Annotated in this window: 9 protein-coding genes; 1 reads left to right on the plus strand and 8 read right to left on the minus strand. The window is 68.0% G+C overall.

Annotated features, from left to right (window positions below; all coding sequences use genetic code 11):
- Positions 1 to 7: 7 nt before the first annotated feature.
- From AWB74_RS02015 to AWB74_RS02050, 8 genes are read right to left on the minus strand one after another with little or no spacing between them, the layout of a single operon-like run.
- Positions 8 to 1204 carry a PAAR-like domain-containing protein gene (locus tag AWB74_RS02015; RefSeq protein WP_061145062.1) on the minus strand — a complete coding sequence of 399 codons (1197 nt, stop codon included), beginning with the start codon at positions 1202 to 1204 and terminating at the stop codon, positions 8 to 10.
- Entirely contained in the window at positions 1197 to 2228 is a 1032-nt protein-coding gene (locus tag AWB74_RS02020) for a hypothetical protein (protein WP_235024455.1), read from the minus strand. Before AWB74_RS02020 ends, AWB74_RS02015 begins: the two co-directional genes overlap by 8 nt.
- Positions 2225 to 3322, minus strand: coding sequence for a DUF2169 family type VI secretion system accessory protein (locus AWB74_RS02025; protein WP_061145063.1), 1098 nt, complete (start codon positions 3320 to 3322; stop codon positions 2225 to 2227). The genes AWB74_RS02020 and AWB74_RS02025 overlap by 4 nt, the downstream gene beginning before the upstream one ends.
- A 12-nt stretch (positions 3323 to 3334) precedes the next feature.
- Positions 3335 to 3811: a DUF6484 domain-containing protein gene (locus tag AWB74_RS02030; protein WP_061145064.1), complete on the minus strand. Its 477-nt coding sequence runs from the start codon at positions 3809 to 3811 to the stop codon at positions 3335 to 3337.
- Positions 3812 to 3866: 55 nt separating this feature from the next.
- Positions 3867 to 4886, minus strand: a complete 1020-nt coding sequence (gene tssA, locus AWB74_RS02035) for a type VI secretion system protein TssA (RefSeq protein WP_061145065.1) — start codon at positions 4884 to 4886, stop codon at positions 3867 to 3869.
- Between the two features lie 11 nt (positions 4887 to 4897).
- Positions 4898 to 11131, minus strand: coding sequence for a two-partner secretion domain-containing protein (locus AWB74_RS02040; RefSeq protein ID WP_061145066.1), 6234 nt, complete (start codon positions 11129 to 11131; stop codon positions 4898 to 4900).
- A 32-nt stretch (positions 11132 to 11163) separates the two neighbouring features.
- Complete coding sequence (locus tag AWB74_RS02045; protein WP_087038745.1) at positions 11164 to 12909, minus strand: ShlB/FhaC/HecB family hemolysin secretion/activation protein; 1746 nt, start codon at positions 12907 to 12909, stop codon at positions 11164 to 11166.
- Between the two features lie 38 nt (positions 12910 to 12947).
- Positions 12948 to 15194, minus strand: a complete 2247-nt coding sequence (locus tag AWB74_RS02050; RefSeq protein WP_235024456.1) for a CHAT domain-containing protein — start codon at positions 15192 to 15194, stop codon at positions 12948 to 12950.
- Positions 15195 to 15353: 159 nt separating this feature from the next.
- Between AWB74_RS02050 and tssJ the strand changes: the two genes are divergently transcribed.
- A complete protein-coding gene (gene tssJ, locus AWB74_RS02055; RefSeq protein WP_061145067.1) occupies positions 15354 to 15851 on the plus strand; it encodes a type VI secretion system lipoprotein TssJ in 498 nt (165 codons plus the stop codon).
- Positions 15852 to 15878 lie beyond the last annotated feature (27 nt).

Below are 15878 nucleotides of genomic sequence, written 5' to 3' on the forward strand. Positions count from 1 at the left end.
TAAGTTATCAGACGGGTGGAGGAAGTCCGGCGGCGGAGTTGAGCGCGGCCCTATCGGCCGAATCGACCAGTCCATGCTGCAGGCCGCCGGTATGGCTGGCATCGTGCGTGGCGTTTTTTTTCAGTGCATCTTCACCGAACTTCTGCCGGAGTTGCTGCTCGATGCACTCCTTCTTGCAATCGTTCTGCGCCTCCGTTACGGCCGCGGCGACCTTGACATGCTCCTCCATAGGCGCTGAAAACGTCGTTGTGTCTCCGGTCTTGGCCTTCACAAACAGCTTCTTCGCTTCAGAAAGCTGCTCCAGCAGGAAGTTGATGCCGTGGTGATGTTTGCCATGCGATCCAACCGAGTGGTTCGAGCCTTCGAGACAAACGCACAGTGCCGCCCCCTGGCTGAATGGCGGGTTGCCGATGGACTTCGTCGTCGACCAAGGTGGAATGTGATGTCCCGTCTGTCCGGGGCAGCAGCGTGAAACGCCGTCGGGGTTTTCCCCTTTCGAGTAGGGCCGCAGCAGACATCGCAATGCACGAGTACAAGCGCCGTCGTCGGACTCCGCGACTTTCGTGGCCTCCCTGCCCTGTTCGCTCTGCGGACGGAAGTTATCTGCACTTTGCTTGGTTGCGGGCTTGAACGCCTTCTTTATCTGCCCGGAGCGTGTCCGGATCGACGTTGCCAGCGTGCCGGGACATGGCGGCTTGCCATCCTTGCCGCAGGCCTGGTCGACTTTGTCCGCATCCTTGTCGCAGTCCTTGAACGCCTTGAGTTGCGTAGCCGCGACGTGAGGAACAGGAGCGGCTCCGGTGGAGCCTACCGACGCATGGTTGTGCGTCGTCAGGTCCAGGTTCCGCACCGCATTCTCGCCTTCGATCAGCACGTCCATCGACCATGCGATGAAATACGCCTTGCCGCGGTTCGAGCCGGTCATCATCCCCTTGTTGGGCGCCGATCCCGCCTCGTCGCCCGTGCTCTGCTTGAATGACGAGCGGTTCTTCAGCATGATCTGCTCGCCGCCCATCTTGACCGAAGTCGAGCCGTCGGTGGTGTCGCTCGCCATCGCCGTGTTCGGATACGGCAGCGGCACGCCCGGCGGCGTCGCCGGTGTTTGCGGCGGCGTGAAGCACACGTCGGGAAACTCGCAGATCGACTTTCCGTTCATCGACTTACCGGAAACCTGCTGCGAGTTGGCGAACACGGGATCAGCCATGAGCCCGCCCGCCGTTCATGACCAGGGCAGCGCGCGCGCCGTCGTCGGCGGAGAAGTGAAGCAACGCAGCCGGGCCGGGCGCATATCCCGTCGGCATGGCGCGCCCCGCGACCGCCACGCACACGGGACCCGCGATCGCGCCGCCTTCTCCGCAGCATTCGGCGGGATGCCACAGCGGAAGGCTCTCCTTGTGTGCGCGCAACGACCTGCTGAGCGCGATGGACGCTTCCTTGAAGTAGTATTGCTCGCCGGACAAATCCGTCACGCGGAAGTCAAGTTCGTGCAGTGCGCATCCGGCATCTGTGAGCGCAGCTTTGATTGCGAAGGTGAGGCCGTCACCACGCAGCGGCTTGTCCGAATCGATGGCGGCCCGCTCCGTCCCGAAGCCAATGCCGATGCACAGCGGCCGATCCTCGCCGTTATCGAGGCCGACCAGCAACGCTCCGGCACCCTCGCCAGCGATGAATCCGTTCGAGTTTTCGGCGCCTAGCAAGCGCCCCTGCCTCTGATAGACACTCAGGGTCGGCCAGCCAAGCAGACTGTCTGCTGCTGCGATCAGCACACGGGGCACACTATCGGACAGCATGGACCGCGCGCGCTCCAGCGCGATGGCGGCGCTCACCCGCCCGTGTGCGAACACGGCCGACTCCGCGTGAAAATCCGCGCTTAGCTCTTGCGCAATCTCTTCGAACAGCAAATCGTCCAGCCCGTCGATTCTTCCTGGCCTGCCGCCTTCCGCCACGCATAGCAGTAGGGGGATTTGCGCCCACTCGTCTCGCTCCAGGCCCGCGAGGCACTCCTTGATCGCCATGGCGGCCATCTTCGTGAGCTTCGTGCGTCCCCTCCACGGCTTCTGCAACTGCACTTGATGCGCCATGATCCACTCGCCATCCGAACCGATGAACCGCGTCTCCGTCGGATTACTGATCTTCGCCCGAATCGCCGCGCACGACGCCGGCGCGGACAATCCCACGCTCGTCACAAGCCCCGTATTCAGAATGGCGATCGCCCGATCGTTCATCATGTCGCCTCGCTCGCGCCCATCGGCACCATGATGACCGGAATCGGAAACGCAACGACGCCCTTCTGCTGCCACCACTCCCGCCCCTTCCTCCCCACCAGCACCCGCGCGATCTCGAACATGTTCTTCTTCAACGGCCTTCGCACCCGCCAGCTCATCGTGAACCGTTCCAGTTCCGGTTCGAACACGATCGTATCCACGCCCGCCCGATAATCCTCCGGCTCACCATGCTTCGGCACCACCAGCACCGGCGCCTCGAAATCCGGCAACGTGAAACTGCGCTTGCCGTCCGCCGTCAGATTGATCAGCGTGACTTCCGCGCCGCCGACGGGCATCGGCAACTGCTGATCCTCCGGCGCAGCCTGGTAATAGCGCTCGTCGAAATCCGGCGGCAGAAACGGAAAGTGCTTGTCGATCCACTCATCGTCATACGTGCCCGCGTAGCGATACCGCGCCTCCCAGCCGCGCCCGAGCACGCCGAACGACATCGGCCGATACGCCTCGTCGGGCCGCGTCACCGGCCGGTTCAGTTCTTCCGTATTCGGCAGCCAACGCCCGTCGACCCAATCGCGGCGCAAATGCCGGCGAAACCCGCGCCCGACCGGATTGGCCATGAACGCAGCATGCTGCATCGGATCTTCGTGCTCCTGATCGACGCCGCCGAACGCGACATCGTAAGTAATCGGCTTCGTCACGAACGGCACCGGCGCGCTCGGCTCGATGCGCCCCGCGCCCGCCTGCCACACGCGATCGCCGACCACCGCGAACTGCTTCGTCATGCCGCCCACGCGCAAGCCGACCGGCACGCGCGTCGCGGGCCTTCCGCCCGGCGCGTGCGCGCTGCCGAGCAACAGCACGTCGCAGCGCGGCTTGTGCGGCGCGAAGTCCACTTCGTGATACGGCGCGGAAAAACCCGGCTGCCCGGTGAAAGTGTCGGCCATGACGAGCGGCAATTGCTCGTCGGCGAGACGCACCGCTTCGCCCGGCGCGGGCAGCCGGAACGTGCCCTTGACCACCACGACGAGCGACTCGCGCCCGCTCGGCTCCGTGCCCATCGTGTAGCCCGCGATCATGCGGGTGGCGTTGACCAGTTCCATCTTCGTCGACGATCAATTGAGCTGCACCGATCCGCCCTTGATGCGGTTCACGCCCGTCGAGCGGCTCGACACGTACGTCCCGCGTATCAGGACCTTGCCGGCCTTCGTGAGCGTGATGCTCGCCTGCCCGCATCGAAAGACGATTTCCTCTTTCGCCGTCACGACGAGGCGCGCGCCGTCGGCATCGGCTTCAACTTGCGCGGGCGTTTCGTCGAGCGGCCACGCGCGCTCCGCCCGCACGCAGCCGATGATCACAGGCCGCGCCGGATCGCCGCCATCGAACATCAACAGCACTTCGCAGCCGATATGCGCGCCGCGCACGTCCGGAATCGTGCGGGCGGGCAGCGCCGCCGAACCGCCCTGCCCCGGATAGACGACGAGCGGACACGCGCCGTCGCCGCTGAATCCGATCAGCTCGCCGATGCGCACGCCATCGATCGCGGTCGTCGGTGGCATCGGTAAAGGTTGAAGAAAGTCCCGTCCGCTCATCGCACGCTCCTTTTCCTCTCCGATAGACGAACAATGCAGCGGAAATTTCAAGCGCTCACTCCGGCCGCGTGCCCGCGATCAGATGAATCTGCGCGAGGCTGTCGGGCGCGAGATCCTGCATCACCGCGAGAAAGTCCTTGCCCATCAGCCCGCGCGCGCGGCGAATCAAAAGCGGCGCGGGATTCGTCGGCTCGGTCCGCTCGAGAAACGCGCACACGGCATCGAGCGCGGCGAGCGCATCTTCGCGCGTCGCGATTTCGCCGGGACGCGCAATCGCGCGATGTGGCGGCGGATCATCGACCGGTTTCGCAACTTCGGCCGGGTCCTCGCCCGACGCCGGCGCGACCGCGCGAAACTGCGCGGCGACGTGGCGCGCCGTCATCGTGAGCGCGTTCATCGACGGCACGCGCTGCTCGCCGAGCTTGTCCGTCACGCACGCCGCGAGCGCCTGAACAGCGGTCTGCAAGTCGATGCCATCAGCGAGAAGGCCGGGCTCTTGCGCGATTGCATCCGCGAGCACGCCTTCGACACGCGGCAACGTCACGGCCGCCGCGCCTTCCTGCGCCGCGAGCCGGCCTTGCGCGACGAGCATGTCGCGCACCGTCAGCCGCTCGCCATGCACGCGGCAGACTTCGCACTCGCGCAGATCGTGCAGCAGCGTTTCGGCTTCGGCGAACGGCGTGTAGGCATCGGCGAGCGGCGCGAGCGCGTTGATGCGCAACACGGCGTCGTTCTCATCGCCGGGATCGAGCGAAGGATAAAGGCCGTCCCAATATCGCTCGATAAGACCGCCCAGAAGCCGCGCGCCCGCGACGAAACCCGCGAGCCCGTGCACGTGCGACGCCGCACGCGTCCATGTGATCGCGACGCGCACATCCTTCGATCGCGCGAGCAGCGCCTCGCCCTGCTCCAGCAGGACGTCCCACGGCGGCGGTTCCGGAGGACCGCGGAATTGGCGGTCCGGGTCACCGCGCGCGAGCGTTTCGAACGCCAGGAAATCGCCGTCGTATTCCAGATCGATGCCCGCGGGCGGCATCGATTCGGTCGGCGCGAGAAGCGGTTCGACGTCGATCATCGCGGCTCCGCTCAGAATTCGCCGCAGCCGTGCTGCCCGTTCACGACGAGGCAATTGTTCAGATTCGGCCGCGAACGCACGCGCTTCCATTCCGCCGCGAGCGTATCCGCGCCTCCTTCGGGCTGTTGCAACGCGAGAATCGGCTCGTTCGTGCCGACGCAGATGTTCACCGCACCGGTGTTGCTCTCGTAGACGAACGTCTGCTCCTGCGCCGTGAACAGCGGCTGCAGTCCGGTGCGATTGAAGACCGCGCCCTGAAGCTGGAGCGGCGTGACCGTCAACGTCCCCGGCACGACGACGATGTTGTAGCCGACCGGCGACGAGAACGTGCCGTCGATCGAATACGCGCCCGCCAGCGAGATCGGCGTCGCGGACGAACCGGGCGGACGCGTGACGAGGATCGCCGAGCCGGGTTGGTCGCCGCCGAGCAGCCCGCTGATATCGAAACCGAACGGCGCATTCGGTGAACCTTCGCCGCGCGTCTGATTGCCGATGGTGATCGTCGCCGTCGGCCGGTCGGCGTAGATGAAGTGGTTGCCGTCCGCGGGCACGACGTTCTGCGACGGCTGCCCGTTCCAGCTACAGACGCCACCGTAGAGACAGCCGTAAAAATTCGGCAGCGTGCCGCCCGGATCGATGCCGTTGCGGTTCTCGCCGTCGCGCGTCTTCGCCCACACGCGCCATACGTTGCCCGCGGCGAGCGTGCCGCCCGACGCGTTATCGAAGACGGCGTTCTGCATCACGAGATCGATGCTGCCGCCCGCGCTCAACTGCGAGGGCGCGGCGGGCGTGCCGAGCGCGATCGCGCCGTTCTGCGAGATCGCGGTCAGATTGCCGGTCACGAACGGCCGCGTGCCGCCGATGGTCGTGAGCGCGCCCGTCGCGCCGTCGAGGCCGTTCGCGCTCGCTGTGCCGATCGTGAAGCTGCCCGGCGTCGAAAACTTCACGTCGTGCGCGCCGGCAAGCGCGAGCGTTTTGACGTCGTTGCCCGCGTCGGCGAGATCGAAATCGCCGCCGCCCGCGAGCAACAGCGTTTGCGCCTGAATGCCGCCCGGGTCGGTCACGGGACCCGCCGACGCGAGCGCGAGCGTCTTGCCGGGCAGCGCGAGACCCGACGGCAGATCGATGCCCGCGCTGCCCGCGCCGGTGTTCTGGAGCGTGAGGCTCGTCGCGACGGCGGGCCGCGTGGCGCAACTGGCCCCACCCGCGCACGGACCTTCGACAACGATGCGCCCGGTTTGCGTCGACGAACCGAGCGCGAGCGTCCGAATGCCGGTCGAGAAGGTTTGATACGTGGCGGCGTCGATGGACAGGCCGTGCGTCGCGGCCGCGCCGAACAGCGTGATCGGCACGGCGTTGGCTTGCGCGACGCCGAACGTCGCCGGATCAACGGTCGCCGGCGACACGAACAACGAGCCGCCAGGCGTCGAAATCGATCCCACCCCGCTGCGTCCGACGAGACTCGTGGCCGTTCCGTCGTTCGACGCACGCAGCGTGATCGTGCCTTGCGGGCCGGTCGTGATCGAAAACGGTCCGGTGACACGTCCCGCGTTGACCGGCAGCGGCACCGCGCCATACGCAATGCCCGCGTCGGCCGTGGTGGTCGAACCGGCGATCGATACTGCACCGCCCGGCGCGCTTGCGTCGATCGAGCCGTTCAGCAGCGCCACGCCGAAAGCAGGCGAGGACGGCTCTGCGCCTGCGCCCGCGCCCACGTTCGCGCCGCGAATGTCGATTGCGCCGCCCGCGCTCGTGATCGTCGATCCATCGAGCAGCGCGACGCCTGCCGAGCCCGGCCCGCTGCCCGCGCCGTACACATCGATGCCGCCCGCGCCGCTCGCGAGCCGCGACGCGTTGCGCAGCACGAGGCCATCGCCGGGATTGACCGCCGGGTTCAGGCTTTGCCCCATCAGTTCGATGCGCCCGCTGCCGCTCGTAATCGACGCGCCGTCCAGCTCGACGCCGAACGGTGCGATTGCGAGCGGTCCGGCTCCGTCCCCGTTGCCGGGAATCGGCGGCTGCGCGACGCCGTGGATCGTCACGACGCCGCCCGTGGCGGCGGGCGCACCGGCCGGCGCGCCGATGCGCGTGTCGATGTCGGCAAGGCGCAGCGTCACCGACGCGCCGTCGAAGCCCGTCGCGCCGCCGCCCTGCGTGCCGAGCGTCACGTTGCCGCCGTTGGTCCGGATCGCGATGCGCAACCCGTTCGCACCGCTCACGATCACCTGCCTCACCGCATCCGCGACGATATTCAACGGCGCCGATACCGATGTGATGCCGTAACCGATCGACACCGTATCGGCGGCGCGCATCGTGAGCGTGGTCCCGCGCGTGGCGGCGCTTTGTATCGGCATGGCGGTCGTGATCGTGCCGGTGCCCGCGTTGCCGTTCGCGCTTGCCGTCAGCGTGAGATCGCCGGTCAGCGTCGACGCCCCGCCGACTGTCGAAACCGGCGCGAGCGCGTTGCCGCGCGCGTCGAATACGTTGCCGGCGAGCGGCGCGACGACGATCTGCCCGAGACCTGTCACCGACGTGTCGCCCGTGCCGGCGAACGAGACCTGCCCGATCGCGTTCGCCGCGCTCGTGAGCGTGAAGCGGCCCGGTCCGGAGAGCAGCAGCTGGTTCGTCTGGATGCCGGCCGCGCCTTCGCTGGACGCGCCCGCGGAATCGAGCATCAGCCGGTTCATGCCCGCAACACCCGACAACGCGATCCCCTGGCTGCCCGCGCCCGCGTTCGCAATCGACAGTTCGCCGCTGATGCCGGGCAGCACGCTCGCGCATCGCGCAGCGGCGCACACGGTGCCGAGCGCGATGCGCCCCGTGTGGCTCGCCGAACCGATGTACACATTGGCGACGCCCGCGGCGAAGCGCCCGCCGAAAGCGGTATCGAGCGTATATCCCGGCCCCGACACGCCGGGAACGCCGATGTTGATCGGCGCGGCATCGTCGGCGGCGACGGTGAACGACGCACCCGGCGTCACCATGCCCGGCGCGAGCAGGAGCGTGCCCGCGGGGACGCCGAGCGCCGTAGTAACGCCGCCGACCTGAATCGACGACGTCGTCGGACTGAGGTTCGATGCGCGCAAGCCGAGCGTGCGCGTCGCGGTCACAGTGGACTCCTGGATATCGAGCCCGTGCGCCGCCGACGTGCCGGACACCGAGCCGGCGAGCGTCACGTCCGAGCCATTGAGAAGCGCATTGGCGATGCTCACGCCCGCCGCAGCCGATCCACCGGGCACGGCCGCGCCGTTGGTCGTGCCGAGAATCGTCAGCGGCGGCGTGAACGCGGGGGCGACGTCCGAGTTGAAAAACACGGTCCGCGCGGTTCCGGCCGGGACATCGTTGCCGATCGCCACGCCCGAGTAACCGTTGCCGCTGCCTTCGATCCGGATGCCCGGCGTACCGGAACTCAGCCTCAACGTGCCTTCCGCCGCCGACAGAATCGTCACGCCCGCGCCGAGCGGCCCTTGCAGCGCGGCGAGGCCGCGTATCGTGATGGCTCCGGACGCATCGATCGGCGTCTGGCTCATCGAGACGCCGTCGGCGCGTGCGCTCCCGCCCGAGGCGAGCGACGTGCCGTCGAGGCTCACGCCGCCCTCGTCCGACGACAAGCTGCCGAATTGCGTCCGTACGCCGCCCGCGCCGCCGCTGCCCCGGACCGTCACCGAGCCGGTGTTCGATTCGGCGTTCGTGTTCGACAGCGCGACGCCCACGCCCGCCGCCGACGTCCCGGTGATCGTCAGGTCGCCGAGCGAGAACAGGCGCATCGTCTCCATCGACACCCCGCCCGCCGTGCCGGTGCCGTTGATCGCGAGCGGCCCGGACGACACGTTCACGATGCTCGGTGCCCCGCCTCCGGTCATGCTGACGCCCACGCCCGCCGACGCCGTGCCGCTGACCGATACGCCGCTGAACGCAGTGACGTCCGCCGTGTTCAGGACCACGCCGCCGGTCGTGCCGCGGCCGGTGAGCGTGACCGCGCCGTCCGTCGATTCGAGCGCGGCGCCGGCGGCCGCGCCGATATCGACGCCCCGCCCCGCCGATGCCGTCCCGTCGATCGAGATGTTTCCCGCCGTCGAGACGGTCACCGCGCCGAGCGACACGCCGCCCGTCGTGCCGGTGCCCGTCAGCGTGACCGCGCCCGATGTCGCCGCGATCTCGGAGCCGCTGCCGATCGCGACGCCGACGCTGGCGCGACCCGCGGCCGGGTTCGTCGCCGGTCCGTTGCCGTTGAGGGTGATTGCGCCGCTCTGGGCGGTGGCGGCGGCGTTCGGCACGACCGTCTGCAACGTGCGGCTTAGCGGCGAAAACACCCTGCGCGGGCTCAAATCCAGCAGCGCCGCGCGAATGCCGATGACGGGCGGCGGCGGCGGCGTGAAGTTCATCGCGCGTGAATCGATGATTGCGTTGGCGAGCACGACGGCCGGCGCGATGCCATTCGCCTGCTGCGGCACGCCGATCGTAATGAATCCGCCGTTGCTGAAGATGTTCATCGGCAAAGCCGACGTGCCGCCGAGGGAAATGATCGCGGTGCCGTCCGTCAGTCCGGCCGTATTGGCGTTGAGCATGACATTGAGCTGCCCCGTCGGGGCCGCACTCGTGTTCGTGAACGCGACGATCTCCGCATTGGCGGAGGCGCCTTCGACGCGCTGCGCGATGATCGATCCTGCGGCGTTCAGCGTGAGCGTCGCGCTGCTGCCGGATGTCTTCGCGATCGGCCCTTGCAGCGTGATATTGCCCGCCTGCGTCCCCGAGGTGCCCGTGCTGACGGTCACGTTGACGCCGCTGTTCAACTGGGCGTTGATCGCCTGCGCCCCGATTTGCGTATCGTCAGCCGTCGCGGTGAAGTCGCGGGTGGGATTTTCGTCCTGGTTGCTGTCGGTGATGATCACGTTGAACGGGTCCAGCAGCCACGTCCCGCCCGCGCCGTGTGGGGCGCTCGCGTCGATGTTGTCGCCCGGCACGTCGAGATGAAGCGCCGATGTCTCGATCAGCCCGCCATTGCCGCCGTTCGCGCCGCCCCGCGCCGTCACCTTGCCGTAGACGCGCGCGGCCTGCGTGCCGAAGAACACGACGTTGCCGCCGTCGCCGTTCACGAGCGCATCGGCTCGCGCCTGGGCGCCCGGTCCCATCCAGACGGCGTCCGCATTGCGGATATCGCTTTCCTTCCCCGCCGCGCCGCCGCCCACGCGCACGCGCCCGCCGCCCTGCGCGCCGCTCGCGTCGATGCGCGCGCCGTCGTTCACCGCCACGTGATAGCCCGTCACGTCGATATGCCCGCCCGCGCCTGAGCCGGGCGCGGTGGCGTCGAGCGTGCCGCCGATTTCCGTGACGCCCGTCGCGCCGCCATCGAGCACGATGCGCCCGTTGCGCGTCTCGATGCTTCTCGCGCGCACCGTGCCGGTCTGGTTGAGCACGCTCGCCGTGGCTTCGTCGGCGGCGCGCACCGACATCACGATCTGCCCGTCGTCGGCCTGGACCGTGCCCGAGTTGCTGATGAGCGCGTTCGCGACATCCTTGTTCACCTTCAGCATCGTGAGGCCGTCGCCGGCGAAATCGAGCGTGATGTCGCTGCCCGCGCCGATCGCGATCTTGCCGAGCGTCGCGCTCACGTAGCCGCTGTTGTCGACCTGCGCGCCCAGCAGCGCGACCGCGCCGCCCGACGACGCCGTGATGTTCGCGCCTTTCTCGATCGACACCTTCGCATTCGGCGCCCCGTTCTGATTGAAGTGATACTTCCCGGCGAGGAATTCGTCGTTCGTGATGCCGAGCGTCGACGCGACGAGCGATCCCACGTTCACGGACGCGCCGGGCGCGAACACCACGCCCGCCGGATTCACGAGAAACACTCGGCCGTTGGCATTGAGCTGCCCGGCGATGCGGCTCGCGTCGCTGCCGACCACACGGTTGAGCAGCACCGCCTGCGCCGACGGCTGCGAAATATCGACGCGCTCGTTGCCCGCGATCGAGAACCCGTTCCAGTTGACGATGCCTTTCTGCGAGCCCTGATTGATCGTCATCGAACTCGTGTTCGGCCGGTTGATCGTCACGTTGCCGCTCTGAACCTGCTCGCCGACGGGCAGCGCAAACGCGCCCGGCGCCGCGACGAAAACGAGCAGCGGCAAGAGCGCGGTCGCCTTGAGATCGGCGCCCGCGTGACGCGCGGCGCGCCTCGCGAAACGGCGGATCGCGCGGTCCCACGCCCGGCGATGCTTGCGGGTCCGAAGGCCAGTGATGTCGCTCATGGCGAACTCCTTTGATTGCCGATCCGCTTGCGCTAGAACGATTTGGAGACCTGGACGTACACGCGCGGAACCTTGTCGTCGCCGGTCGTGTCGGGGCGCGTCAGTCGCCAGGCGACGCTCGCATCGACGGTGATGCCGTACGGCCCCGTCCAGAACGCGCCGATGCCCGCACCGCTGCGCGTGACGGTGTTCGCGCCTTGCCCCGGAATCGAGCGCGCGTTGTAGCGGCCGACGCCGATATCGAAGAACGTCGACAGCGTCAGCGACGGAATCACCGTGTAACGGAGCTGGGCGGTGGCGATCAGCCCTTCGTCGACGACCGATTCGGACGGCGAATAAGCGCGCACCGCGCGCGGCCCGCCGAGCGTGATGCGCGAGGAACTGTCGAGGTTCTGGTTCGCCCATTGCCCCGACACGCCCACGAAAAAGCTCGTGTTGCGGGTGATCGCGTTCAGCCGGTTCGCCTGCATCGTCAGGCGCACGCTGTTGCCTTGCGTGTGACGTCCGAACGGACCCTGGTCGATCGCCTCCGCGAGGGCCGAGTCGATGTTCAGATGCGCGAACGCGAGTTGGACGTCCGCGCTGTTGAAGCCGCCGCCGAGAAAACTGTCGCGGCTTTCGTACGACAGCCCGACGCTCGCCACGTACAGCTTTTGCGGATTGTCGAAGCTCACGGCGTCGATCTTGTCGGTCAGCGAGCGATATTCCAGCGCGCCGCGCAACAGCAGGTTCTGGCTGCGCGAGCGGATCAGCGGATGCGACACCGACGCGGTGACGACATCCGCATCGCCGTGCGCGTTGAGCGCCGAAAACTGCTCGCCGAGGTAGTAGTACAGATGCGAATACGCGATGCCGACGCGCGTGCCGCTCGCGTCCACGGGCGCGTCGTAACCGATGCGCCCGTACACGGTGTCGGCACGCTCGGCGGCGAGCAGATTGATGTCGAGGTTGTCGCCGATGCCGAACGGCGACGCGAGCCGCCCGACCGCGCCGAGCCGCCAGCGTCCGGCGGGCGCGGCGCCATAGTCGTCGGCGGATACGGCGAAGTTCCAGCGGCGCACGGGCTCGACGGTCACGCTCAGATCGACGGTGCCGGGCGTGCCGCCGGTTTCCAGCGCCGACGTGACGCGGATGCCCGGCAAGTCCGACAGCAGCAGCATCGTGCGCTCGAGCTCGCTCTGCCTGAGCGGCTTGCCCGGCTCGATCGCGGCGAGCCGCGCGCGCACCATCGATTCCTTGATGGGCGCGCCGGGCGCCATCGTCAGACGGACGCGGCCGATCTTGCCTTCGAGCACGGTGAAGGTGACATCGCCCTGGGTGACGTCCTGCGGCGGAATCACGACCTGCGCGAGCGGAAAGCCGCGCTCGCGATACGCCTGCGCGATGCGCGCGCTCATCGCGTTCAGATCGTTGATCGACACTTCCTGGCCGATCTTGTCGGCGACGAGCGGCAGGAGCATGTCGGTCGACAGCGTTTCGTTGCCCGCGAGATGGATGCTTCGCAATACGAATTTCTTGCCTTCGGGCACTTCCGTCGGCGCGGCGGGCGGCGCGGGCAGCGCGTTCGCACCGCCCGGCGGCGGCGCGGCGGTCGACGGACGCGGCTGCTCGTTGAGCAGCGTGCCGGCGCTCGGAACCTGCGCCGTGCCGGGCATCGGCACTTGCTGCGCCCACGCGGTCAGCGCGCTGCCGCAGACGAGGCCCACGCCGGCCGCGCGCGCCAGATGCCGCGGACGCGCCTTCGCTTTCGAACGCGAGGAACAGGATTCGGATTTCATGGCGTGGTTCACTTCTGCAATCCCCGTCGATGATCGCGTCAGCGCGCGACCGAGAGCCGCCAGTTGCCCATCAGATCGAACGGCGCCCAGTAGAACGGATGCGCGAAGCGGCTGTTGGCGAGCACGGCGAGTTGGGCGTCGCGCATCGCGTCGATGGCTTCCTCGCCCTTCGTGAGCGAGCCGTAGAACGTGCGCATCGTGAGCGCGGTCGATTCGTCGGCGACGGGCCACATCGACACGAGCAGCGCAGACGCGCCCGCGTAGAAGAACGCGCGCGTGAAGCCCATGATTTCGTCACCGCGCTCGATGCGCCCGAGCGCCGTTTCGCACGCCGACAACGTGACGAGCGCGACGGAATCGAACTTCAGGTTGTAGATGTCCTGCGCGAGCAGCGGATCGGGGCCGTCGGCGGGCTGCTTCGCGGGCGCGAGCAGCACGCGCGAATGCAAGGGATCGATGGTGTCGGCCTGCGCGTGCGTCGCCACATGGACGATGCGTCCTTCCGGCGCGTTGTCGCTGAAGGCCTTGCGCGTGACCTCGCCCTGCACGAAGGTCTCGCGCTGCGCGAACAGCGGCCCGATCGCGCGGACTTCGGCTTCGGCGCCCGGCAGATCGAACTCCGGCGAAATGCGCGGATTGCCGAACGCGACGAGATTGCTCGCGATGCGCTGCTGCCGCCGCACGAGCTGCACCGCGATGCTCGCCGATGGCGCGAGCGCGAGCGCGTGCCGCTGAATCAGAAATCCCTGCGCATTCCTGAGCGCCTGAAACGGCATGTAGTGCAGCGCACCGTTCGGCACGACGACGAGCCGCTCGTTCGCACGCAGTCCGAGCGGCTGGATCAGCAGCGCGTCGAGCTTCGCGCCGTAGGTGAGCGCCTGCGGACGGCCGCGGATGATCGACGTGCGGAAGTCGCCGACGGCGAGCGTCATCTCCTTGCGGGGAATCGGCAGCGTGAAGCCCTGAATGCCGTCGCGGCGCACGACCCACGCGATCATCCTGTCGGGCAGACCGTGATATTCGACGATCGCCTCGCCGGGATTCAGCGCGCTCTTCACGTCGTCGAGCGAGAGCGCGCGGCCGTTCAACTGCGTTTCGTCGACGTTCGTCGCGAGGCGGTTGCGCACGACATCGAGCAGCGCGCGGCTGCGGCTTTTTTCGGAGAGGGTCCAGGCGAGCGCGTAGTCGCCGTCCTCGACGACGAGCGCGATCGTTTCCTCGAAGACCGTCTGCGTATCGGAGAAAAGACCGGTCTTGAACTCGTCGCTGCGAAAGCGCGCGCGGATGGTTTCGGAATCGTCGAGCGCGGCGAGCCAGGCTGCGCGTGCCTTCTGGCGATCGCCGAGCGCGAGATACGCGCGGCCCATGCCTTCGTGCGCCCACAGATTGTCGTAGCTCGCGTCGGTGCCGTCTTTCGTCGCGCTCGCGGTGAAGGCTTCGAGCGCCGCCTGCGGCTTGTTCTCCGCGAGCAGCAGATTGCCTTCGATGCGCTTGTACAGCGGCGCGAGCAAGGTTTCCTGCACGCCGCTCGTCTGACCGAACGTGGCGCGCGCGCCGGCCGCGTCGCCGGTCGCGATCTGCGCGTTGGTGATCGAGAGCAGGACCATTGGCTTATATCTTTCCGATGCGACCGCCAGCGCCGCGCGATATTCGACGAGCGCGCCCGCCGGGTCGCCACGCCGCGCCGCGATGTCGCCGAGCACCTTGTGCGCGGGCGCGAGCACCTGTTCGGGATTTTTTGCGCCCGCGGCGATGGCTTCTTTCGCGTAGCGTTCGGCGTCGTCGAGATCGCCGGCGTAGCTGTAGGCGATCGCCAGATCGCGGCGCGACAACGCGGCGAGGTTCGCGTTGTCCGTCTGACGCGCGACGACGAGCGCCCGCGACGCCGCCTCGATGCTCTGCCGGAAATCGCCGCGCTCCGCCGCCGCCACCGACATGCTGCAGTACGCGTAGCCGTCGAGCTTGACCTGATCGCGCGCGAGCAGAAGCCGCCCTTCCTGCGACAAGGTCGCGATGGTTTCGGCATCGCGCACGCGGGCTTCGGCCTGACGCGCGGCGGGCGTCGGGGCTTCGTCGCCTGGCGTGGCGGGTGTCTTTTGCACGTTCGGCGCGGTGCGTACACCCGGCGCGCCTTGTCCGCGCGCATCGGGTGCAGCAGCGCCAAGCGCCGCCAGCAACGCGAGCGCCGTGCAAAGCCGCCTGGCCGCGTCGCCCGCCGGCACGCGAGCACCGGCCGCAGCACCGGCCGCAATACGGGCCGGCGCGATCCGCTCGATCGGTTTCACGAATGCGCTCCTCGAAGACCGTCGCCTCGCACCGGCGCAACCGGATATCGCCCGGCGCGGTGCCCTCACTAGACGAAACACCTCGACCGTTTTGAAAAGCGCGGCGGCTTCGTTCGTCTGTTGCTGTGTCCGAAGTCACACTCAATCCACGATCCGATGATGGACACATCACGTCCCCTGCGCCTGTGCGCGATGCTGCTCTGCGCGTTCGCCATCGGCGCGTGCAAGTCGCCACCGCCGCCCGCGCCGACCATCGTGCGCATCAGCGTGAATGCGCTCGATGGCGTCAATCCCGATCACGCAGGCCGTCCGTCCCCGGTCGTCGTGCGCGTGTACGAACTGAAGTCGACCGCCGCCTTCGACAGCGCCGATTTCTTCACGCTCTACGGCAAGGAGCAGGCAACCCTCGGCGGCGATCTCAACGCGAAGAACGAATTCATGCTGAAGCCGGGCGACAGCCGCAGCGTCGAGCAGACCGTGCAGCCGGGCACGAAGTTCGTCGCGGTCGTGGCGGCGTATCGCGATATCGAACGATCGCGCTGGCGCGCGAGCGCGCCCGTGCCGCCGAATCAGACGACGCTGATGACCGTGCGCATCGATGCCGCCGATGTATCGATCGCCGCGCAGCCTGCGCCGCCATCGGGAAAGAAGAAGTGAAATCGCACGGCGGTTTGCAAATCCGCC

This window comes from Caballeronia arvi (genome assembly GCF_001544695.2).
In the GTDB taxonomy this organism is placed as follows: domain Bacteria; phylum Pseudomonadota; class Gammaproteobacteria; order Burkholderiales; family Burkholderiaceae; genus Caballeronia; species Caballeronia arvi.

Bases quoted from the DNA above. Each gene is read 5' to 3' on its own strand.
- AWB74_RS02020 (WP_235024455.1), bottom strand. From the start codon at position 2,228: ATGATGAACGATCGGGCGATCGCCATTCTGAATACGGGGCTTGTGACG.
- AWB74_RS02015 (WP_061145062.1), bottom strand. From the start codon at position 1,204: ATGGCTGATCCCGTGTTCGCCAACTCGCAGCAGGTTTCCGGTAAGTCG.
- tssA (WP_061145065.1), bottom strand. From the start codon at position 4,886: ATGATCGACGTCGAACCGCTTCTCGCGCCGACCGAATCGATGCCGCCC.
- AWB74_RS02030 (WP_061145064.1), bottom strand. From the start codon at position 3,811: ATGAGCGGACGGGACTTTCTTCAACCTTTACCGATGCCACCGACGACC.
- AWB74_RS02040 (WP_061145066.1), bottom strand. From the start codon at position 11,131: ATGAGCGACATCACTGGCCTTCGGACCCGCAAGCATCGCCGGGCGTGG.
- tssJ (WP_061145067.1), top strand. From the start codon at position 15,354: ATGGACACATCACGTCCCCTGCGCCTGTGCGCGATGCTGCTCTGCGCG.
- AWB74_RS02025 (WP_061145063.1), bottom strand. From the start codon at position 3,322: ATGGAACTGGTCAACGCCACCCGCATGATCGCGGGCTACACGATGGGC.
- AWB74_RS02045 (WP_087038745.1), bottom strand. From the start codon at position 12,909: ATGAAATCCGAATCCTGTTCCTCGCGTTCGAAAGCGAAGGCGCGTCCG.